The 20,342-nt window shown below is 58.6% G+C and carries 21 protein-coding genes and 1 tRNA gene; 12 read left to right on the top strand and 10 right to left on the bottom strand.

Annotated elements, in window-relative coordinates:
• Positions 1–109 precede the first annotated feature (109 nt).
• The 4 genes from ACJ8PN_RS05045 (at position 110) to ACJ8PN_RS05060 (ending at position 1,520) form a co-directional block, all read left to right on the top strand.
• Positions 110–206: transfer RNA gene (locus ACJ8PN_RS05045), tRNA-OTHER, on the top strand.
• A gap of 186 nt (positions 207–392) precedes the next feature.
• Complete coding sequence (locus ACJ8PN_RS05050) at positions 393–692, top strand: sigma-S stabilization anti-adapter protein IraP (protein ID WP_442534671.1); 300 nt, start codon at positions 393–395, stop codon at positions 690–692.
• A gap of 123 nt (positions 693–815) precedes the next feature.
• Positions 816–1,319, top strand: a complete 504-nt coding sequence (locus tag ACJ8PN_RS05055; protein WP_016928229.1) for a YlaC family protein — start codon at positions 816–818, stop codon at positions 1,317–1,319.
• Between the two features lie 69 nt (positions 1,320–1,388).
• Complete coding sequence (locus ACJ8PN_RS05060) at positions 1,389–1,520, top strand: hypothetical protein (RefSeq protein ID WP_015377413.1); 132 nt, start codon at positions 1,389–1,391, stop codon at positions 1,518–1,520.
• Between the two features lie 62 nt (positions 1,521–1,582).
• Here the strand turns inward: ACJ8PN_RS05060 and ACJ8PN_RS05065 are convergent, their stop codons facing one another.
• The 5 genes from ACJ8PN_RS05065 to mdoC form a co-directional block, all read right to left on the bottom strand.
• Positions 1,583–1,711: a hypothetical protein gene (locus tag ACJ8PN_RS05065; protein ID WP_016928228.1), complete on the bottom strand. Its 129-nt coding sequence runs from the start codon at positions 1,709–1,711 to the stop codon at positions 1,583–1,585.
• Between the two features lie 247 nt (positions 1,712–1,958).
• Positions 1,959–3,680 (bottom strand): potassium/proton antiporter, encoded by a 1,722-nt coding sequence (locus ACJ8PN_RS05070; RefSeq protein WP_123894579.1) that lies wholly within the window; start codon positions 3,678–3,680, stop codon positions 1,959–1,961.
• 280 nt (positions 3,681–3,960) lie between these two features.
• Positions 3,961–4,185, bottom strand: a complete 225-nt coding sequence (locus ACJ8PN_RS05075) for a hypothetical protein (RefSeq protein ID WP_004927891.1) — start codon at positions 4,183–4,185, stop codon at positions 3,961–3,963.
• 302 nt (positions 4,186–4,487) lie between these two features.
• Entirely contained in the window at positions 4,488–5,504 is a 1,017-nt protein-coding gene (locus tag ACJ8PN_RS05080; protein WP_171453757.1) for an acyltransferase family protein, read from the bottom strand.
• 216 nt (positions 5,505–5,720) lie between these two features.
• On the bottom strand, positions 5,721–6,851 hold the full coding sequence (mdoC, locus tag ACJ8PN_RS05085; protein ID WP_171453758.1) for a glucans biosynthesis protein MdoC: 1,131 nt from the start codon (positions 6,849–6,851) through the stop codon (positions 5,721–5,723).
• Positions 6,852–7,110: 259 nt separating this feature from the next.
• Between mdoC and mdoG the strand changes: the two genes are divergently transcribed.
• The 3 genes from mdoG (at position 7,111) to ACJ8PN_RS05100 (ending at position 11,639) form a co-directional block, all read left to right on the top strand.
• Positions 7,111–8,679 (top strand): glucans biosynthesis protein MdoG, encoded by a 1,569-nt coding sequence (gene mdoG / locus ACJ8PN_RS05090; protein WP_004927882.1) that lies wholly within the window; start codon positions 7,111–7,113, stop codon positions 8,677–8,679.
• Positions 8,672–11,230 carry a glucans biosynthesis glucosyltransferase MdoH gene (gene mdoH / locus ACJ8PN_RS05095; RefSeq protein WP_016928223.1) on the top strand — a complete coding sequence of 853 codons (2,559 nt, stop codon included), beginning with the start codon at positions 8,672–8,674 and terminating at the stop codon, positions 11,228–11,230. The genes mdoG and mdoH overlap by 8 nt, the downstream gene beginning before the upstream one ends.
• 163 nt (positions 11,231–11,393) lie before the next feature.
• Entirely contained in the window at positions 11,394–11,639 is a 246-nt protein-coding gene (locus ACJ8PN_RS05100; protein WP_442534672.1) for a YceK/YidQ family lipoprotein, read from the top strand.
• Positions 11,640–11,645: 6 nt separating this feature from the next.
• On the opposite strand, the gene ACJ8PN_RS05105 is transcribed toward ACJ8PN_RS05100, so the two are convergent.
• The gene (locus tag ACJ8PN_RS05105; RefSeq protein ID WP_033633373.1) at positions 11,646–12,191 is read right to left on the bottom strand and encodes a GNAT family N-acetyltransferase; all 546 of its coding nucleotides are present in this window, start codon (positions 12,189–12,191) and stop codon (positions 11,646–11,648) included.
• A 33-nt stretch (positions 12,192–12,224) separates the two neighbouring features.
• Positions 12,225–12,602 carry a MysB family protein gene (locus ACJ8PN_RS05110; RefSeq protein ID WP_004927872.1) on the bottom strand — a complete coding sequence of 126 codons (378 nt, stop codon included), beginning with the start codon at positions 12,600–12,602 and terminating at the stop codon, positions 12,225–12,227.
• A 209-nt stretch (positions 12,603–12,811) separates the two neighbouring features.
• Here ACJ8PN_RS05110 and leuA point away from each other — a divergent pair, with 209 nt between their 5' ends.
• Complete coding sequence (leuA, locus tag ACJ8PN_RS05115; RefSeq protein ID WP_171453760.1) at positions 12,812–14,500, top strand: 2-isopropylmalate synthase; 1,689 nt, start codon at positions 12,812–12,814, stop codon at positions 14,498–14,500.
• On the opposite strand, the gene ACJ8PN_RS05120 is transcribed toward leuA, so the two are convergent.
• Positions 14,451–15,251, bottom strand: a complete 801-nt coding sequence (locus tag ACJ8PN_RS05120; protein WP_171453761.1) for an AraC family transcriptional regulator — start codon at positions 15,249–15,251, stop codon at positions 14,451–14,453. The two genes, leuA and ACJ8PN_RS05120, sit on opposite strands and share 50 nt — an antisense overlap.
• A gap of 135 nt (positions 15,252–15,386) precedes the next feature.
• Between ACJ8PN_RS05120 and ACJ8PN_RS05125 the strand changes: the two genes are divergently transcribed.
• The 4 genes from ACJ8PN_RS05125 to ACJ8PN_RS05140 are packed head-to-tail and all read left to right on the top strand — an operon-like array spanning position 15,387 to position 16,948.
• Positions 15,387–15,704 carry an ArsR/SmtB family transcription factor gene (locus tag ACJ8PN_RS05125; protein ID WP_004927863.1) on the top strand — a complete coding sequence of 106 codons (318 nt, stop codon included), beginning with the start codon at positions 15,387–15,389 and terminating at the stop codon, positions 15,702–15,704.
• A complete protein-coding gene (locus ACJ8PN_RS05130; protein ID WP_171453762.1) occupies positions 15,694–16,128 on the top strand; it encodes a YeeE/YedE family protein in 435 nt (144 codons plus the stop codon). Before ACJ8PN_RS05125 ends, ACJ8PN_RS05130 begins: the two co-directional genes overlap by 11 nt.
• Before the next feature lie 2 nt (positions 16,129–16,130).
• The gene (locus ACJ8PN_RS05135) at positions 16,131–16,559 is read left to right on the top strand and encodes a YeeE/YedE family protein (protein WP_171453763.1); all 429 of its coding nucleotides are present in this window, start codon (positions 16,131–16,133) and stop codon (positions 16,557–16,559) included.
• Entirely contained in the window at positions 16,550–16,948 is a 399-nt protein-coding gene (locus ACJ8PN_RS05140) for a VOC family protein (RefSeq protein ID WP_033633367.1), read from the top strand. Before ACJ8PN_RS05135 ends, ACJ8PN_RS05140 begins: the two co-directional genes overlap by 10 nt.
• 49 nt (positions 16,949–16,997) lie before the next feature.
• Here the strand turns inward: ACJ8PN_RS05140 and ACJ8PN_RS05145 are convergent, their stop codons facing one another.
• Together ACJ8PN_RS05145 and mdtG are read right to left on the bottom strand one after the other, a co-directional pair.
• Positions 16,998–18,551 (bottom strand): peptide MFS transporter, encoded by a 1,554-nt coding sequence (locus ACJ8PN_RS05145; protein ID WP_442534673.1) that lies wholly within the window; start codon positions 18,549–18,551, stop codon positions 16,998–17,000.
• A gap of 475 nt (positions 18,552–19,026) precedes the next feature.
• Complete coding sequence (gene mdtG, locus ACJ8PN_RS05150; protein WP_442534674.1) at positions 19,027–20,265, bottom strand: multidrug efflux MFS transporter MdtG; 1,239 nt, start codon at positions 20,263–20,265, stop codon at positions 19,027–19,029.
• Between the last annotated feature and the right edge of the window lie 77 nt (positions 20,266–20,342).

The raw sequence follows: 20,342 nt of genomic DNA on the forward strand, positions 1-20,342 counted from the left end.
CGGAACGCTATCGATTACCTAAGACTTATCCGTAAATGCATGACATTATGCTAAAAAAGCTTGAGTCCATAATGTTGTTATGGATAATGGCGCCCCGAAGCGAAGGAACGCGCTATTAACTCAGTTGGCAGAGTGATTGGTTTTATAATGGCTTGTTTTGGCTTGAAAATTGATAGACGCGGGTTCGAGTCCTGCATAGCGCGCCAGCTTTCTTTCCCTTCACCTCACCGCGTTTACCGTAAAGCGCACCCGGGTTGATTTGCACTATCGGCTCCTCGTTGGGATTTTCGGGTGTGCTTTACCGTAACCGCTGGCTTTCCTTCCTCTTTCTCTTTCGATCCTTTGCTAAACTGTAATCAGGCAGGCTTGCTGCCCGGCAACAGGAGGTCGATATGTCTCACTCCGAGCAACTGCAGGAGCTCTTGCAACGCGTCGCCGCCCTTGAGGCGAGGGAGAAAGCGCTGAGCGCCGCGTCCAACGCTTACCAGGCGATTATCACCACCATGTTGGGCAATATGGAGAAGACCGAGCGTAACCGGATCATCGCGATGATCGATCATGCCCATGAAATCGCTTACGCCCGCGCCATTCAACGCAGCAACGAACCGCAAAAGCAAAAAATCAAACAGGCCGACGATGTGGCCCAGCGTATGTTCATGTTTGCACAAGGCAAGGCCGCCCAGCCGCGCTGAAGCCGAACTATAACAGTTGCCGCCATTAAGTTGGCTAACTGATCTACCCGGCAAAACTGTACTTGTGTTACTTTTAGCGGTGAGATTTGATGGCAATGCTGTTTCCAGCATAAGGTTGTAACGATGGACGCGATAAAAAGCATCTTGGTTAAAGAGATTGAACAGATCAATCGGCGCGAAGGGCGGGACGGCAAGCCGCGCTTCAACAGCGAATTCGCCCGCACTCACCGCTATCTGTGCCTTGCCATGTTCGCCGGTTATTTCGCGGTGATCGCCGTGATGTATCAGGTGCCGTACATGGGGATATATGCCTTCCTGGGCTTCACCGCTTTCGTGCTGTTCATGTTCGCCATGCTGCTGATCGAGATCCGGCCGGTGTACCGCTTCGAGGACATCGGGGTGCTGGATCTGCGAGTTTGCTACAACGGCGAGTGGTACTTCACCCGTGCGCTGTCGCCTTATGCGGTGCAGCAACTGCTGGATGAGCCCTCTATCGGTGCCGCGCTGAAACAGAAGATGCGGGTTATCATCGGTAACAAGGGCGAAATCGACTTCTACGACGTGTACGACATGGCCTACGGAAAAAAGCCGCAGGATGAGACACCTCAGTTGGCGGCGGCGAACTGAAAGGTTTCCGGCCGGCGGCTTGTCGATTATACTCAGCGTTTGAACGCGAAGCAGAATGAGGATCAAGCGATGAGTGATGATATTTTCGATTTTGATATCGATGCCGAACTGGCGAAAGCCGAAGAAAAAGCGGCGCAGAAGGTAAAAGAGGTCCCCGAGTTCCTCGAAGACGAAGCGGACTGCGAAGGTTGCAAGATCTGATTGCCTGACCCATAAAAAAAACCGCCGCGGCGGTTTTTTTTATGTCTGAGCGTCGCGCGGCGTCAATCCAGCACGAATCCCCAGATCAGGAACGCCGCCACCAGAATCAGGCAAAGCGCGGACACCGTCACCAGTATTTTCCCCAGAATGTCTTTTTCTTGTTCCTGCTGCGTCACGTTGAAATTATCCAATTAAAAGTCTATGGACCAAACCGGCGATGCTGAGATCGGCTGCCGCTACGCCCAGCGCCATGAGCATCATCACCGAAAGAAATCGAGTCTTGCCGTTCACATCCTTAATCCCTGTGGACGCCGCTGTTAGGTTTTTATATCAAAGGGATATCGTTCAGCGACGCGCTATTTCATGCATCATGATAGTGATTAAGAACGTTCTTAAGGCCAGAAGTTCCCTCATCGTGTAAAGCCGCCCGCGGTTGCGTCAGTCGGTTACGATTCGGACGCCTATCTTGCTGACTTGATTGCCGTCCATTTCGGCAATGGTCCAGGTCAGGCCGTCCCATTCCACCTGGTCGCCGATCACCGGTTCACCGCCGATCAGCTGAATGACGAACTGCCCCAGCGTCTGCTGCTCGTCGACGTCGTCTTGCAGATTGAGGCCATAAACCTGCGAGATGTCGCTTAAACGGGCGTCGGATTGCAGGATAAAGTCGCCGAAGAAGCGTTCGTCGAGCGTCACGGCCGGCGCCTGGCTGAACAGCTTGCCGAGGATCGGCAGATCGTGCTCATGGCCGATGACGCACAGAATATCGTTCTCCCGCAGCCGGGTACTGCCGCTAGGATGCAGCAGCTCTTTGCCACGGAACAGGGCGGCGATGCGGGTATTGGGCGGCATTTTCAGCTCACGCAGCGCCGCGCCGACGCACCAGTTTTCCGCCGAAAGCTGATACACGAACTGTTCCCACTGGTTTTCCGGGTGCACGTCCAGCCCAACGCGGGAGATCGGCGTCAGCGCCGGCGGCACGATCACCTTGGCTTTTTTGGCGGCAAACGACAGCGTGGTGCCCTGCAGCAGCAGGGAGACCAGCACCACGAAGAACGCCACGTTGAAGAACAGCTGGGCGTTGGGCAGCCCGGCCATCATCGGGAACACCGCCAGGATCACCGGCACCGCGCCGCGCAGGCCGACCCAGGAAATAAAGCCGCGCTCGCGCAGGGTAAAGCTGCGGAACGGCAGCAGGCCGATAAACACCGACAGCGGGCGGGCGAACAGGATCATCCACAGCGACAGCAGCAGGGCAGGGATGGCGATCGGCAGCAGCTCGTGCGGGTTGAGCAGCAGTCCGAGCACCAGGAACATGCCGATCTGGCTGAGCCAGGCGAGGCCATCGAAGGTTTGTACGATGCCGTGACGGTTGCGGATCGGCCGGTTGCCCAGCAGCAGGCCGCACAGATACACCGCCAGAATGCCGCTGCCGTCCAGCGCGGTGGTCAGCGCAAAAATAAGAATACCGCCGCTTACCGCCAGCAGCGGATAGAGGCCGTCCGCCAGTTTGATGTGGTTGATCAGCGTCAGCAGCAGCCAGCCGCCGCCCAGACCGAAGACGATGCCCATGCCGAACTGCTGCATCAGATGCAGCGGGAAGGTCCAGCTCAGTGCGGTTTCCCCGGCGGCGATCATCGCAATCAGCGTGATGGTGAGAAATACCGCCATCGGATCGTTGCTGCCGGATTCGATCTCCAGCGTGGCGCTGACGCGTTCGTTCAAACCTTTGCCCCCCAAAAGAGAGAAGACCGCGGCGGCGTCGGTGGAACCGATGATGGCGCCGATCAGCAGCCCCTGCAGCAGATCGAGATTGAACAGCCAGGCGGCGGCCATGCCGGTCAGGCCGGCGGTGATCACTACGCCGATGGTGGCGAGAGAGAGTGCCGGCCACAGGGCGACGCGGAAAGAGCTGACCCGGGTACGCATGCCGCCGTCGAGCAGGATCACCGCCAACGCGAGGTTGCTGACCAGATAAGCGACCGGGTAATTGCTGAAGACGATGCCGCCGGGGCCATCGACGCCGGCCAGCATGCCGATCGCCAGGAAGATCACCAGGATCGGAATGCCGAGCCGGGAAGAAAATGAGCTGAGCAGAATGCTTGCCCCCACCAGCACGGCACCGATGACGAACAAACTGTTAATGGTGCTGGCATCCAAAATATTGCTCTCCTGAGGCTGGGAATAGGGGGCACTGCGCGTGTGCCGATGATAACGTGTTTAGTGGGTAAAACGCCAAGGCTGATTGTGAAAACAATCGATCAATTATTGCCCGTTGGTACGTTTGAACTAAGAAAGTGAGGGTAAGAGGGGAAATTCTGCCTTTTATCCAACATTATCAGGCTACTGTATTTCTGTTTTGGCAACAATGCCCCCTCCGGCGGAGGAAAAACCATTAAGCCCGCGCAGGCAGGCTTAATGGTTTGCAGGCGCGGTAGGATTAATGATCGAGCGATTCCAGCGCCCGTTTGATCAGCTCGGTGGCCAGCTTGCTTTCCGCTTCAGAAATGCCGTCGAGATTGAAGTTGGAAAGCTCAGCGACCAAAACGCTGCGTTCTTTGCCGCTGATCGAAGCGTCCAGCGCGGACAGCAACCTGCCGAGGATCTTCAGCAGGGTGGCGTTTTCCGCTATGGCTTCTTGAGCCGGGGTGTTCTTATCGGTCATTCAAAATCCTCTCTGTCGTGACGGAAGGGAGATGCAGCTAACGCCATCGAATAAATTAAACGATCGCGCAGCCCTTCGGGGGTGTTGAGCCCAATCACTACCGTAAGGCAGGGATCCGGATTTCTACTTATGCATTGCAGTTATAACGGCTAGGTTATCTATGCAGCCGTATCACTTTGCCCTAACGGGCGACGCCAGGCTGAGCAATGTGTGCTCTGCATGGCAAGAGAGATGACGCAACCGATAGGTTGCGCCATCAAGTATAGCGACGGGGAGAAAATGTGGAGGCGGTGGAACCGCCTTCAGGAGATTTTTTCTTTTCGCAGACGGTTATTGAAGCGGGGACGCTCCAACAGGAAAGTAAGATGGAGGCGTTGTATCAGCAGATAGGCGATAACAGGGGCGATTAGCCCGAATAGCGTGCCGGCGATCGCTTGTGTTGGCCAATGGCTGATATGCATAAACTTGGTCAGTACGATGCGTAAGCCGCTGGCCGCGAGGATATGCATCAAATAGATGACCATGCTCAATTCGCCGAGTCGGCGCAACCAGGAGAGATTCGTTTTGGCCAACAGAACCGACAGGTTGACGATGAAGAAGATGGCTTCAATCGCCAGTAACAGTGAGAAACTTCCGGTATCGGTATACAGCAAGCCTGAATAGCCGTGGAATCCCCACTGCAACGCGATAAACGCGATCAGGGAGGCCAGCAGCGAACCGAAACCCAGATTGGCGATGAGCGAAGCGTAGCGAATGGCAAAAACGCCCAGCAGGAAGAAGATCAAGAATCGGGTAATGTAATCAAAATGGAAGGCTTTGGTGAGGCTGTCTTGGTAGACATACAGCCCCGCGCTGATAACGATCAATACCGGCAGGAGATAGCGGTATGTTTCTTTGCTATACAGCAAGGTGGCCAAAACAAAGACCATGAACAAGGCATACAGGAACCAAAACTGCGCGCGCGGATGCGTAAACAGCGACAGGACATCACCCAGGCTGGAAGGGTTATTGGTATAGCGCGACAGTAGCACTTCCACCATGCCTTGCAGCAGCGACCAGATGACATAGGGATAAACGATGGTATCTATCTTACTGATCACAAAGCGTGTTTTTCCCTTCTTATCCAAGGACTGCGTAAAAAACAGACCCGAAAGGAAGAAAAACAGCGGCATATGAAAACTGTAGATAATGCTGTCTGTCAGTAGATAGGATGAACCGGAAAGCTGAATGCCTGCGCTGTATAGACCCCGATTGACGTGGCCAAAAACCACGAGAATGATGCCGATTCCCTTGGCATAATCGACCCATGCTTCTCTCATATGTGTACCTAGCCCAGAAAGTAACGCAACTGATTTATAAGTATGAATAATGAGCGTAACAGGCAGTTGCCGTTTTGCAATGAATCCCGGGGATTAGGATTAATATTAGGAAAATGCTCAGGGTAGCTATCGCTGCGCCGAGGTAGTGAGGCATTTTATCATTGGTGAGGTTAATTTCTGGATGATAAATCATCACCCAGAAATGGGGTGGGAAGCCTAGCGCGACTTGCCGGAGAACAGGAAGCGCAGCACCGGAATGCGCTTGTGCAGTTCATATAGCGCGAAGGCCAGAGAGAACACAAACAGCAGGCCCAGCAAGAATCCCAACAGGTTGTTGCCGATATACGGCGTCACGAAAGCGCCATATATCAGGGTCAACGGATGGTGCACCAGATATATAAACAGCGAGGCGTTGACCAGATAGGTGATGCGCGGCGAGTGATAATTCAGCAGGTTATGCCCGAAAGAGAACACGACGTTGGTCATCAGGATCCCCATTAGGGTTTTGATCACCACTTCCAGCTCGAACATATAGCTGCTGTGCGCCAACAGCTTTTGGTTCAGCATATATGCGATAAACAGCAGCAGCGAACCGAGCAGAGCCAGCGGCGAGCGGCGCAGAAAAATCTCCTTAAGCCACACATACTTAAACGCATAGGCGCCGAGGAGGAAGAACGGCAGGTAGAACATCGTCTCCATCACCACGAAATTGAACAGGCCGTTGGATAATAGCTGCGGGGCGAAAATTAAAATAATGCGGTGCGCGGCCGAGTAGCATACTGCATAAATAAAGAAATACAGTGAGATGTTTCCTAATCCACGCATTCTGTTTATTAGCGTTGGAATATGTTCACGGGTTTGACGCTTGATTTTACGGAACAGATAAAAACAGGCGCAGGTTAACAATGACAGCGTCAATAAGAACCACAGATGAGAAACCAATTCCCAAACTGTTACATTTATTTTCTGATAGAGAGAGAATTCATCCCAGCCGTTTAATTTGTCGGTGAAATATTTCAGCATGAAAAACTGCGGCACCGTGATCAGCGGGATGGAGCTCAACAGCGGGATCGCCACCCGCTCCAGCCTGACCTTCAGCCACTGGTGGCGCTCGTAGCGCTCGTAAAGCATGTAGGAGAAGTAGCCGGATATCACGAAGAACACCTGCATGCGGAAGGCGTGGATGAAGTCGTTCAGCACCGTGAGCGAGAAGGAGGGCGACGCGCTGTTCACCGCCCAGGCGTGGCTGGAATAAATCAGGGAGAGGTGAAACGGGATGCCAAGCAACATCAAATAGGCTCTGATGGAATCGAGGAAAAACTCGCGCTGTTTGCTGCCTTTAGTCATAGATTACCGCTGGTGATTTAATCGAGAGTTCATTAACACGCTTAATAAGTCGTCAAACGTTAAATTGTTATCCGGAACCCTACTATAGCCCCCCGCATTTTTCCATAGCGTCTTGTTGCGCGGCTTGCTACGCTGGTGTTCCATCAGCTGCTTAAACAATGAGCCGTAAACATGAACCATCCATTTATCATGTTGTCGGAAAGCTGAGTAATCCATTAATATGGATTTAAATGCTTTGAGCACACGAATAGGGGGGGATGTGCTAGTTAATATATTATCCGGACAACCACGCGCCGCGAGCGTTCGTTGGTTAGGTGCGACCGTATTGTTCACGCTGTTCAGTTCGCCGGCTTGGGCCTTTTCTATTGATGATGTCGCCAAGCAGGCGCAGGATCTGGCGGCGAAAGGTTTCGAAGCCCCGAAGAGCAACCTTCCTTCTCAGTTCCGCGAGATGAAGTTCGCAGACTATCAGCAGATTCAGTTCAATCACGATAAAGCCTATTGGAGCAAGCTGAAAACCCCTTTCAAGCTTGAGTTTTATCATCAGGGGATGTACTTCGATACGCCGGTGAAAATCAACGAAGTCACCTCCACCAGCGTAAAACAGATCAAGTACAGCCCGGATTACTTCAACTTCGGTTCGGTCAAACACGACCCTGAATCGGTGAAAAACCTCGGCTTTGCCGGTTTTAAGGTGCTTTATCCGATCAACAGCGCCGACAAAAACGATGAGATCATGAGCCTGCTGGGCGCGAGCTATTTCCGCGTGGTGGGTAAAGGACAGGTTTACGGGCTTTCCGCTCGCGGCCTGGCTATCGACACCGCTTTGCCGTCCGGCGAAGAGTTCCCGCGTTTCCGCGAATTCTGGGTTGAGCGTCCGAAGCAGGGCGACAAGCACCTGGTGATCTATGCGCTGCTGGATTCCCCGCGCGCCACCGGCGCTTACCGTTTCACGGTGATCCCGGGCCGCGACACCACCGTGGACGTCGAGTCTAAAGTGTTCCTGCGCGACAAGGTGGGCAAACTGGGCCTGGCACCGCTGACCAGCATGTACCTGTTCGGGCCGAACCAGCCGTCGCCGACGCTGAACTACCGCCCGGCGTTGCACGATTCCAACGGTCTGTCTATCCACGCCGGCAACGGCGAGTGGATCTGGCGCCCGCTGAACAATCCTAAACACCTGTCCGTCAGCACCTATACCGTCGAGAATCCGAAAGGCTTCGGTCTGCTGCAGCGCGGCCGCAACTTCAAGGATTACGAAGATCTGGACGATCGCTACGATCTGCGCCCGAGCGCCTGGATCGAACCGAAGGGCGACTGGGGCAAAGGCAAGGTCGAACTGGTGGAGATCCCGACGGCGGATGAAACCAACGACAACATCGTCGCGTTCTGGACGCCGGATACCTTGCCGGAAGCCAAAAAGCCGCTGACGCTGAGCTACCGTTTGAACTTCACCCGCGATGAAGACAAACTGCATTCGCAAGATATCGCCTATGTGGCCCGTACCATGCGTTCGACCGGCGACGTGAAGCAGTCCAACCTGATCCGCGAGCCAGACGGCAGCGTGGCCTTCCTGGTCGACTTCGTTGGCCCGGTGCTGAAAGGGCTGGACGCCAATACCCCGGTCGCTTCTCAGATCAGCATCGGCGACAACGGTGAGATGGTAGAAAACAACGTCCGCTATAACCCAGTGACCAAAGGCTGGCGCCTGACGGTGCGTCTGAAAGTGAAAGACGACAAGAAGCCGGTAGAAATGCGTGCGGCGCTGGTCAATGGCGATAAGACTCTGTCGGAAACCTGGAGCTATCAGCTACCTGCCAATGAATAAGCCTACTCAACCCGCCCAGGATTATCTTGCGGCGCTGCCTCTGACCGCCGAGCGGTCGGAGGCGCTCAACCCTCAAACGGCGGATGACGCTCAGGCACTGGAGGCGCTCCATCGGCAGATGGGCGCCGCCGACGCCAACGTTAATAGCCTGTCGGCGGATGACGTGGCGCTGGCCTCGGTCAAACCGCGTATCGAAAACGCCTGGCCGGATGCGGTCAGCGATGACGACTTCGATACCGACGCCGAAGGGCGCGCCATTCTGAAGGCGACGCCGCCGATCAAACGCACCACCATGTTCCCGGAAGCCTGGCGCACCAACCCGGTGGCGCGCTTCTGGGATTCTCTGCTGGGGCGGTCGCCGCACAATCGGCACGCCACCAAAGAGGAGGCCGAGGCCGAGAACCGCTGGCGTACCGTCGGCTCCATGCGCCGCTATGTGCTGCTGGTGCTGATGCTGGTGCAAACCGGCATCGCCACCTGGTACATGAAAACCATCTTGCCTTATCAGGGCTGGGCGCTGATCGATCCTATCGCCATGCTGGATCAGGATCTGATGCAGTCGGTGTTGCAGCTGCTGCCGTATGTGCTGCAAACCGGCATTCTTATCCTGTTCGCCGTGCTGTTCTGCTGGGTCTCGGCCGGTTTCTGGACCGCGCTGATGGGCTTCCTGCAGCTGCTGATCGGCAAGGACAAATACAGCATTTCCTCCACCATCAAGGGCGATGAGCCGATCAACCCGGCGCACCGCACTGCGCTGATTATGCCGATCTGCAACGAAGACGTCGAACGCGTGTTCGCCGGCCTGCGTGCGACCTATGAGTCCGTCGCCGCGACCGGTCAGCTGGAACACTTCGATATCTACGTGCTGAGCGACAGCTACGATCCGGACATCTGCGTGGCCGAGCAAAAGGCGTGGATGGAGCTGTGCCGCGATGTCGATGGCCACGGCCGCATCTTCTATCGCCGCCGCCGCCGCCGCGTCAAACGCAAGAGTGGCAACATCGACGACTTCTGCCGTCGCTGGGGCGGTGAGTACAGCTACATGGTGATCCTGGATGCCGACAGCGTGATGAGCGGCGAATGCCTCACCGGGCTGGTGCGCCTGATGGAAGCCAACCCGAACGCCGGCATCATCCAGTCGGCGCCGAAGGCGTCCGGTATGGATACCCTGTATGCGCGCGTGCAGCAGTTCGCCACCCGCGTTTACGGGCCGTTGTTCACCGCCGGCCTGCATTTCTGGCAGCTGGGCGAGTCGCACTACTGGGGGCACAACGCCATCATCCGCGTGAAGCCGTTTATCGAGCACTGTGCGCTGGCGCCGTTACCGGGCGAGGGCTCTTTCGCCGGGTCTATCCTGTCGCACGACTTCGTTGAAGCGGCGCTGATGCGCCGCGCCGGCTGGGGCGTGTGGATCGCTTACGATCTGCCGGGCAGTTACGAAGAGCTGCCGCCAAACCTGCTGGACGAGCTGAAGCGCGACCGTCGCTGGTGTCACGGCAACCTGATGAACTTCCGCCTGTTCCTGGTGAAAGGCATGCACCCGGTGCACCGTGCGGTGTTCCTTACCGGTGTCATGTCCTACCTGTCGGCGCCGCTGTGGTTTATGTTCCTGGCGCTCTCCACCGCATTGCAGGTGGTGCATACGCTGATGGAGCCGCAATACTTCCTGCAGCCGCGGCAGCTGTTCCCGGTCTGGCCGCAGTGGCGGCCCGAGCTGGCGATAGCGCTGTTCTCCACCACGCTGGTGCTGCTGTTCCTGCCGAAGTTGCTCAGTATTGTGCTGATCTGGGCCAAGGGCGCGAAAGAGTACGGCGGGGCGTTCCGTCTGTTCATTTCGATGCTGATGGAAATGCTGTTCTCGGTGCTGTTGGCGCCGGTGCGCATGCTGTTCCATACCGTGTTCGTGGTGAGCGCCTTCCTCGGTTGGGAAGTGGTGTGGAATTCGCCGCAGCGTGACGACGACGACACGCCGTGGGGCGAAGCGTTCCGCCGCCATGGCTCGCAGATGTTGCTGGGCCTGGTGTGGGCCGGCGGCATGGCGTGGCTGGATCTGCGCTTCCTGTGGTGGTTGGCGCCGATCGTGTTCTCGCTGATCCTGTCGCCGTTTGTGTCGGTGTTGTCGAGCCGCGCAACGCTGGGCATGAAAAGCAAACGCGCCAAGCTGTTCCTGATCCCGGAAGAGTACAATCCGCCGCGTGAGCTGTTGGCGACGGAAGAATATCTGCATCTCAACCGCAACCGCGCGCTGACCAACGGCTTTATGCATGCGGTGGTCAATCCATCCTTCAACGCGCTGGCGACGGCGTTGGCGACGGCGCGCCACCATCTGCGCGCGACGCTCGATCGCAATCGTGAGGAGCGGGTGAACGAAGCGCTGCAGTTGGGGCCTGAGAAGCTGGTGAAAGGCAAACGTCTGGAGCTGCTGAGCGATCCGGTCACGCTGGCTCGTCTGCACCAGCGCGTCTGGCTGCTGCCGGAAGGCGCCGCCTGGCGTGAGCACTATCAGCAGTTGCCGCACAACCCGCTGGCACACCCAACGGGCCGGCGTTAATTGCTAATCGGCAACGCTCAGACGGGGAATGCGCATGGCGCATTCCCCGTTTTTTTTACCTTTCGCTTACGTGCGCCGGTGCCGGTGGAGAAAGAGAACTGTGATAGACTGCGGCCGATGCGTTGTTCACTCGCGAAACAACCCCTTGCTCAGAGTCAATGTCGTGAAGCTCTCATCCTATCTTCGGCTGGCCTGCGTGACGGCCGGTGTGATGACACTCACCGGCTGCGGCAGCATTATCAGCCGCACCGTGCCCGGTGCGGGGCATGGCCACCAGTACTATCCCGGCGTGCAGTGGGATCTGCGTGACACGCCCTGGCGCTACGTCACGGTGATAGACGTCCCGCTGTCGATGGTGGCGGACACCTTTATGCTGCCGTTTGATGCGCAGCATGGCCCCTACGAGTAATTTCGTTCAGCGGGTGGCGAACACCACCAGCTGATAGCCTTGCTGCCCGCAATGGAAAGGCGCCAGCGCCGTCATCCCCAACCCTTGCACGTGAGCGGCCAACGAATGCGGATTGTCGTCGTCGATAAACAACGCGCCCACGTCATAGTCATGGCAGGTATGCGCTTTGACCGCGGCGTAGAGGCGCTTCAGCACGCCTTTGCCGCGCCAGGCGGCGGCGAGGCAGACAGGGCCGTAGAGAAACACCCGCTGCTCACTCAGCGGCCGTCCGGCGAAGGATTGCGTGGCGAGCGTCACCAGCATCGCCTCCACCACCGGCGGGCGCGGTTGCACGTCGGCGGGCATCAGGCAAACAAACCCCGCCAGTTGGTTCTCCTGTTCGGCCACCCATATGCCGATGCCGCGGTTGATCGCCGCCAGCTGTGCCTCATTCATGCGCGATACGATAAATCCCTGCCGTTTTTGGCGCTCGTCGAGCGCTTCCGGCACGTTTTCCCCCTGTAGCTGCAAAATGGCGGGGTAGTCGGTAGGGCGGGCCCGGCGAATAATCATGCGGCCTCCTTGGCGATGAAAGCGTGGTGCGGGTTAACGTTCATCCCACTCATCGGCTGCGGCCTGGCCTTCTTCGGTATCCAGCGGCGGTTCGAGCTGAAAGTCGCCTTCCTCCCATTCGTACAGGGTGTTTTCATCTATCCATTCGGCGGTAATTTCCACCTCGTCATAGTCACCGTCGAAGATCGCCTGCGCCGCCGCACCGCTGCGCAGCGTCAGACATTCTACCGCCTCTCCTTCTTCTTCGAAGAACTCCGCCTGCCACATCGTGTCGCCATCCTGCATCACGTACTTTTGCAGATTGAACTGCTGGGGCACCGGCGGTTCGTCACCGCTGCCGCCTTCGGCGGTGTCGATAAACTCTTCGCGTGCGGCCTCGATGGCTTCTTCCAGGGTTGCATACAGGCTCATGTTCGCCTCCGTTGACAATGAGAGTAAAGCGTCCGGCGCACTGCCGGTGCGGTGGGGGAAACATCAAAACTAATTGTTGTCTCACTGGCGCAGGATGCAAATTTTTTTGTTGTCCGCTTTGCGACGATGGTTGTCCGCAAAGCGGGAGAAGAGGAGGCGATGGCGGGAAATAATGACGCTATTGTTCACTCTGGCGTCAGGAGAAACCCATGTTAATCGACCCTTCAAGCAAATACCGACCGTTCCCGCCGGTGGCGTTGCCGGACCGCCAATGGCCTGCGCGTACGCTGCGGCAGGCACCGCGCTGGTGCTCCAGCGATCTGCGCGACGGCAACCAGGCGCTGGCGGAGCCGATGGATAACGCGCACAAGCGCGAATTCTATCAATTGTTGTTGCAGTGTGGTTTCAAAGAGATCGAGGTGGCGTTCCCTTCGGCGTCGCAAACGGATTTCGACTTTGTACGCACGCTGATCGACGAGCGGCTGATCCCGGACGACGTCACGATCCAGGTGCTGACGCAGTCGCGCGACGATCTGATCGATCGCACCTTCGAGGCGCTGCAGGGGGCGCCGCGGGCTATCGTGCATCTGTATAACGCCACGGCGCCGATGTTTCGCGACATCGTGTTCCGCCAGGATAAGGCGGCGACCGTGGCGCTGGCGGTGAACGGCGCGCGGCGCATTCGCCGGCAGTGCGAGGCGCAGCCCGATACCGCCTGGTGCTTAGAATATTCGCCGGAAACCTTCTGTTTTACTGAGTTAGAGTTTGCGCTGGAGATCTGCGAAGCGGTGGCGGAGGTTTGGCAGCCGGGGCCGCAGCGGCCGATGATCATCAACCTGCCGGCGACGGTGGAAGTGAGCACGCCCAACGTGTATGCCGATCAGATCGAATGGTTCTGCCGTCACTTCAGCCGTCGCGCCGATGTGGCGATCAGCGTGCATCCGCATAACGATCGCGGCACCGGCGTGGCCTGCGCGGAGCTGGCCTTGCTGGCCGGCGCCGATCGGGTCGAAGGCTGCCTGTTCGGCAACGGAGAGCGCACCGGCAACGTCGATCTGGTCACGCTGGCGTTGAATCTCTATACCCAGGGCGTGGCGCCCGGTCTCGACTTCAGCCGCCTGAAGCAGGTGGTGGAGGTGGTGGAACAGTGCAATCAGCTGCCGGTGCATCCTCGCCATCCTTATGCCGGCGAGTTGGTGTTTACCGCCTTCTCCGGTTCGCATCAGGATGCGATCAAGAAAGGTTTCGCCGCACAGCGGCAGCGGCAAGATGGCCGCTGGCAGGTGCCATACCTGCCGCTCGATCCCGCCGATGTCGGTTGCAGCTATGAGGCGGTGATCCGGGTCAACAGCCAGTCCGGCAAAAGCGGCGCCGCCTGGCTGTTGGAGCAGAATCATGGGCTGGCGTTGCCGCGTGGTTTGCAGATTGATTTCAGCCAGGTGGTGCAGCGCGCTACCGACGATAGCGGCAAAGAAATGAGCGGCGCGCAGCTGTGGCGCTTATTCCGCGATACTTACGGGCTGGTGGAGCAGCCGCGTTTGCAGCTGTTAAGCTACCAGACGGAAAGCCATGGGGTGGAGGCCTACAGCTTCAACGCGCGAGTTGCCTGCGAGGGAGAGCCGCTGCGCCTGCAGGGGGCCGGCAACGGTCTGCTGTCCAGCGCGGTGGATGCGCTACGTCAGCGCTTCGGCTTGCCGCTGGCGATCGAGGATTACCACGAGCATACGTTGGGGCATCAGAGCGATAGCCGAGCGGTGGCCTATATTCGCTGTACGCTGCCGCAAGGTGAGGCGACTTACGGCGTTGGCATCGACGTCGACTCCGCCAGCGCCTCGCTGCAGGCGCTGTTCAACGTCGCCGGGCGCTATCTGGCGCCAACGTCGGCGCAGTCCGGCTGAAATAGTCGCTGGGTGCTACTCCCAGCAGCCGGCGGAACATGGCGCTGAACGCGCTGGGGCTGTCATAGCCGAGATCCAGCGCCACTTCCAACACCGAGCGGCCGGTCGCCAGCGCGTTTAATGCCGCCAGCAAACGGGCGCGTCGCACCCAATCGCTAAAATGCAGCCCGGTTTCTCGCAGGAAGCGCCGCGACAGGGTGCGTCCGCTGACGCTGAGATGAGCGGCAGCCTGTTCCAGCGTCCAGGGCTGCGCCAGCGTGGCCTGGATATGGCGGCACAGGGCGAGCAGCGAGGCTTCGCGAGGTTCAGGCAGGTGCAGCGGCAGGATCGGCAACATTCGCAACTCATCCAGAATCAGTTCCATCACGCGCTCATCGCGTCCGCCGCTGGGGTAGCCGGGCGCAATCTCCATCGCACAGATAATCAACTCGCGCAGCAGCGGGGAAACCTGCACTACCTGGCATTGGGCCGGCAGATCGGCGCGCGCCAGCGGATCGACGAACAACGTCCTGGCCGCCACCTGGCCGGTGATGCGCAGACTGTGCACCACTTTCGCCGGTACCCAGACGCCGCGGCCGGGCGGCACCACCCAACTGCCGAGCCGGGTCGTGACCTGTACCACGCCGCTCAGGCTGTGGATCAGCTGCGCGCAGTTATGGTAGTGCTCCGGCTCGCTGTCACCATGATGATAATCCCTGGCTAACGGCCGGACAGGCCGATCGGGCGGCAGAACGTCGTGAAAAAACAGCATCGTAAGCAGGCTCCGCGCGGCAAAAGAGGGAGGACAGCATGCCATGCGTCGCTGTTTCACACCAGTCTGTGGCGCGGCACGGTAAAATAGTTTATAAAATTATATTATATGATTTTATAAACTGATGGAGAGGCAATGGATATTGATGCGATGCGCAAGGCGGCGGCGCAGGCCGGTGCGATGCTGCGTACCCTAGGCAACGAAGATCGGCTGCTGCTGCTGTGCCGGCTCAGTCAGGGCGAGATGGCGGTGAGCGAACTGGCGCAGGCGCTGGATATCCGCCAGCCGACGCTGTCCCAACAGCTTGGCGTGCTGCGCGAGGAGGGGTTGGTCTCCACCCGGCGCGCCGGCAAGCAGATTTACTATGCGGTGGCCGATGCCAAAGCGCTGGCGCTGCTCGCGACCCTGTATCAACTGTATTGCCCACAGCCGGAGAACCGCGATGACCATTGACTGGCAGCACTTCACGCCGTATTCCGCGTTGGCGGGCGGGGCCATTATCGGCGGCGCGGTAGCGCTGCTGCTGTTGTTCAACGGCCGGATCGCCGGTATCAGTGGCATTACCGGCGGTTTATTGAGCGCGGGCAGCCGGGAGCGGGGCTGGCGTGCCGCATTTATTGGCGGGTTGCTGCTCTCCCCCTGGCTATATGCTGCCGCTGCGGCGTTGCCATCCGGTGAGATCTCGGTTGGCAACGGCTGGCTGGCGGCCGCAGGGCTGTTGGTGGGCTTGGGCACTCGATTGGGCAGCGGTTGCACCAGCGGGCACGGCGTGTGCGGCGTCGCGCGGTTGGCGCCGCGTTCACTGGCCGCCACGGCGTTGTTTATGCTGCTGGGCTTTATGACCGTGTGGCTGATGCGCCACACGTTGGGGGGGTGAAAATGCTTAAAGCGCTGTTGGCGCTGCTGAGCGGCGTGATTTTCGGTCTGGGGTTAATTATTGCCGGCATGGCCAATCCGGCCAAGGTATTGGCGTTTCTCGACGTTACCGGCACGTGGGATCCCTCGTTGGCGCTGGTGATGGCTGGGGCGATCGCGGTGGCGGCGCCGGCCTTCCTGTGGGCGCGGCGACGCAAGCGGAGCCTGTTGGGCGAGTCGCTGCAGATCCCGGCCGCCGGGCGTGTGGATCGCCGTTTGCTGGCGGGCAGCGCGCTGTTTGGCATCGGCTGGGGCATCGCGGGGATTTGCCCCGGCCCGGCCTGGGTGTTGGCGGGGGCGGAGATGCAGCGGATGTGGCCGTTCCTGTTGGCGATGCTGGCGGGTATGGCGCTGTATGAAATTATCATGAGGCGGAGGCGTACATGTCGATAGCCAAAGCGGTGTTGCGCATCGCGCGCCCGACAGATCGGTTGCAAGAGATTGCCGCGCTGTATTGCCGTGGGCTGGGGTTCGAAAGGCTGGGCGAGTTTGTCGATCATCTGGGCTTTGACGGCATGATGATCGGGCATCCGCAGCATGCTTACCATCTGGAGTTTACGCAGCATCGTGGGGTGCAGGTTGGACAAGCGCCGACGCAGGATCACCTGCTGGTATTTTATCTGCCGGATGAGAACGAATGGCGAGCCGCGTGTGAGCGGATGCGGGCGGCGGGGTTCTTGGCGGTCGCCGCCTATAACCCCTATTGGGATCGGGCGGGGCAAACCTTTGAAGATCCTGATGGCTACCGGGTGGTATTGCAACACCAGGCCTGGCAGGCATAAAAAAACCGGCGCATCGAGCGCCGGTTTGCGAGATAAAACGGGATATCCGTCAGGCGTTGGTCGCCGTTTTTTGCGCGCTCTTGGACTGGGTATTTTCCAGCATGCGGCGAATCGGCACGATCAGCACGATAAGCACGGCGGCGCAGATCAGCAACGCGACTGAGCAGCGGGCGAACAGATCCGGCAGCATATCCAGTTGGTCGGCCTTGACGTGACCGCCGATCAGACCGGCCGCCAGGTTGCCCAACGCGCTGGCGCAGAACCACAGCCCCATCATCTGACCGCGCATTCTCTCCGGCGCCAGCAGCGTCATGGTGGCCAGCCCGATCGGGCTCAGGCACAGCTCACCCAGCGTCAGCATCAGGATACTGCCCACCAGCCACATCGGCGATACGCCGGTGCCGCCGTTGCTCAGCACATTCTGCGCGGCCAACATCATCAGGCCGAAACCGCCGGCGGCGCACAGGATACCGATCACGAACTTGGTGATGCTGCTCGGACGCACGTTATTGCGCGCCAGCGCAGGCCAGGCCCAACTGAAGACCGGTGCCAGCAGGATGATGAACAGGGCGTTGATCGACTGGAACCACACCGCCGGGATCTCGAAGCCGCCAATCATGCGATTGGTGTAATCGTTGGCGAACAGGTTGAACGAGGTCGGTTTTTGCTCAAACGCCGACCAGAAGAACGCAGCGGAGATCAGCAGGATGAAGCACACCAGCAGGCGTGCGCGCTCTTTGCGGCTCAGGCCGGCAAAGGCGAACAGATAGATGAAGTACAGGGTGACCGACGCGGCGATCACGTACACCAGCACGCTGGCCACTTCGACCGGATTGATGACGATGGTGCCCTGAGCGATCAGCACGATGACGGCCACCAGGATGACCGCCAGCGCCAGCAACCAGGCGCCGACGCCTTTTTTCTTCGCCACCGGGCTGTTCCAGGTGGAGTCCAGGCCCACTTCGCGGTCATAGCGTTTCATCGCCGGGACGGCGAACACCCGGAAGATCACCAGCGCCACCAGCATCCCGATACCACCGATGCCGAAGCCCCAGTGCCAGCCGTGTGACTTGATCAGCCAACCGGAGATCAGCGGAGCGATGAACGAGCCGATGTTGATGCCCATGTAGAACAGCGAGAAACCGCCATCGCGGCGCGCATCGCCTTTTTTGTACAGCGTGCCGACCATCACCGAGATACAGGTCTTGAACAGGCCGGAACCGAGCACGATGAACATCAGGCCGATGAAGAACAGGTTGGTGCCCATCACCGCGGACAGGGCGATCGACAGGTGGCCGAGCGCGATCAGGATCGAACCGTACCAGACGGCCTTGCGTTGGCCGAGCCAGTTGTCCGCCAGCCAGCCGCCCGGCAGTGCCGCCAGGTACATGCTGCCGGCGAAGATGCCGACGATCGCCGACGCGTTCTCACGCGCGAGACCCAGACCGCCGTCGTACACGGTGGCGGCCATAAACAGGATCAGCAGCGGACGGATGCCGTAGAACGAGAAACGCTCCCACATTTCGGTGAAGAACAGAGAACCCAGCGGATAGGGATGGCCGAAGAAGGTCCGGCTTTCTGACTTATTGACAGAGGATTGCATAACGATTTCCCAATAAAAGGCGCTGCAAGGCTGCAGCCCGTACTGTGGTATGTATGTGTATTTAATAAAGGCGATCCGCCCAATGCGGATTACCCGACAAACACCGCGGCTGCAACGCTGATAAACCGTGGAAAGCGTGCTGACCTTTTCTTCACTTGGCCGATGTTTCACATCTGGCGTGATATTATTTAACCATTTGATAACTGGTCGTTGGTTTTGTCTAGTACCTGTATCCCATTTTTTAGACGAAAAGTCGACAAGCATCTCCTTTTCTGGTTTTTATGTTGGTTGTGACAGGAATATGATTGACAGCGGGTTTTATGTGCTGAAAGTTATTTTTTTGTTGATAAACAAAACGTTGAGATAAGAAAGTTCTGGGTGGGGCAAAAATTCGCCGGCCCGAAGGAGGCATTATTAAAAGTGGGGGAAATACGCCGTTGATCCGGCCAACGGAGGAAGCTGGCGATAAATGCAGCTATTGTTCTTCCTGCAGCGTGTCTTCCCGCAAATAGCCCGGCCGCCGCCGCAGACACCACCAGGAATAACCGGCGTTGAACAGCACCACTAAAGCGGTGACGGCGAAGACCGCGCGAAAACCGTAGCCGGCGGAGACCGCAGCGCCGAGCAGCGGACCGCTGACGTTGCCGACGTCGCGGAACGATTGGTTGTAGCTGAAGATTCGGCCGGCCACCTGATTGGTGCAGTTGTAAATCAACAGCGTCTGTACCGCCGGCAGCAGCGCGCCGTCGGCCGCCCCCAGCAGAAAACGCAGCACCCCGAGCTGCCACGGCGTTTGCACGAACGCCATCGGGATCAGCAGCAGCACCGAGACGATCAGCATAAACACCAGAATGCGCTCCGGGCCGATGCGATCGCCCAGCTTGCCCAACCGTGGGGCGCTCATCAACGCCGCGACGCCGGGCACCGAGGCAATCAGCCCGCTGATAAACGCCAGGTTATGGGTGGCGCCGGCCAGATCGCGCACATACAGCGTCAGGATCGGCGCAATCGAGCCGGTGGCGATCTGGATGATCATGGTGGTCACGAACAGGCTGAGCACCAGCTTCGGGTTCTTCAGCGAGGCGAACACCTGTTTTGCGTGCAACATGTCGCGCTTTTGCACTGGGGTGAATTGCTCTTTGACATACAGCAGCGTCAGCACGAAACAGACGAACAGCACCGCGGCGGTGATATAAAACACCGGGCGCAGCCCGTAGAGGTCGGCCAGTAAACCGCCGATCAGCGGGCCGACCAGCGCGCCGCCGACGCCGCCGGTAGACAGGGTGCCGAGCGCCCAGCCGCTGCGGTTGCGCGGCACCTGGGTGGCGATCAGCGCGTTGGCATTGGGGATGAACCCGCCGAGCAGCCCCAGCACCGCGCGTAGCACGAGAAATTGCCAGACCGTTTGCGCCATGCCCATCAGCACCATGACGATCGCCATGCCCAGGGCGGAGCGCAGCAGCATCAGTTTACGGCCGCGTCGGTCGGCCAGGGCGCCCCAAAACGGTGCGGCGATAGCGGAAAACAGGAAGGTGATGCTGAACAGCAGACCGGACCACATGTTGAGCGCCTGATGGCCGGTTACGCCCAGCGTCTCTACGTACAGCGGAAGAAACGGCATCACCAGGCTGAAGGCGGCGCCGGTGAGAAAACACCCGACCCAGGCGACGAAAAGGTTGCGTTTCCAGTTAACGGGTTCTGCTGCCGAAGCCATAAATGTCCACTGTCGAAGGGTGACGCGCTTTGCCGGCGGCATGATGAAGGGGCAAAACGTGAAAGTTAGCCTGATAA

It is taken from the genome of Serratia sp. CY76391, assembly GCF_052166695.1.
GTDB lineage: Bacteria > Pseudomonadota > Gammaproteobacteria > Enterobacterales > Enterobacteriaceae > Serratia > Serratia nematodiphila.

Coding starts and splice junctions, on each gene's coding strand:
- mdoC (WP_171453758.1), bottom strand. CDS start 6,851: ATGACTAAAGGCAGCAAACAGCGCGAGTTTTTCCTCGATTCCATCAGA.
- ACJ8PN_RS05125 (WP_004927863.1), top strand. CDS start 15,387: ATGGATATTGATGCGATGCGCAAGGCGGCGGCGCAGGCCGGTGCGATG.
- ACJ8PN_RS05135 (WP_171453763.1), top strand. CDS start 16,131: ATGCTTAAAGCGCTGTTGGCGCTGCTGAGCGGCGTGATTTTCGGTCTG.
- ACJ8PN_RS05130 (WP_171453762.1), top strand. CDS start 15,694: ATGACCATTGACTGGCAGCACTTCACGCCGTATTCCGCGTTGGCGGGC.
- ACJ8PN_RS05145 (WP_442534673.1), bottom strand. CDS start 18,551: ATGCAATCCTCTGTCAATAAGTCAGAAAGCCGGACCTTCTTCGGCCAT.
- mdoH (WP_016928223.1), top strand. CDS start 8,672: ATGAATAAGCCTACTCAACCCGCCCAGGATTATCTTGCGGCGCTGCCT.
- ACJ8PN_RS05060 (WP_015377413.1), top strand. CDS start 1,389: ATGAGTGATGATATTTTCGATTTTGATATCGATGCCGAACTGGCGAAA.
- ACJ8PN_RS05110 (WP_004927872.1), bottom strand. CDS start 12,602: ATGAGCCTGTATGCAACCCTGGAAGAAGCCATCGAGGCCGCACGCGAA.
- ACJ8PN_RS05055 (WP_016928229.1), top strand. CDS start 816: ATGGACGCGATAAAAAGCATCTTGGTTAAAGAGATTGAACAGATCAAT.
- ACJ8PN_RS05050 (WP_442534671.1), top strand. CDS start 393: ATGTCTCACTCCGAGCAACTGCAGGAGCTCTTGCAACGCGTCGCCGCC.
- ACJ8PN_RS05140 (WP_033633367.1), top strand. CDS start 16,550: ATGTCGATAGCCAAAGCGGTGTTGCGCATCGCGCGCCCGACAGATCGG.
- ACJ8PN_RS05120 (WP_171453761.1), bottom strand. CDS start 15,251: ATGCTGTTTTTTCACGACGTTCTGCCGCCCGATCGGCCTGTCCGGCCG.
- mdtG (WP_442534674.1), bottom strand. CDS start 20,265: ATGGCTTCGGCAGCAGAACCCGTTAACTGGAAACGCAACCTTTTCGTC.
- ACJ8PN_RS05080 (WP_171453757.1), bottom strand. CDS start 5,504: ATGAGAGAAGCATGGGTCGATTATGCCAAGGGAATCGGCATCATTCTC.
- ACJ8PN_RS05075 (WP_004927891.1), bottom strand. CDS start 4,185: ATGACCGATAAGAACACCCCGGCTCAAGAAGCCATAGCGGAAAACGCC.
- ACJ8PN_RS05105 (WP_033633373.1), bottom strand. CDS start 12,191: ATGATTATTCGCCGGGCCCGCCCTACCGACTACCCCGCCATTTTGCAG.
- leuA (WP_171453760.1), top strand. CDS start 12,812: ATGTTAATCGACCCTTCAAGCAAATACCGACCGTTCCCGCCGGTGGCG.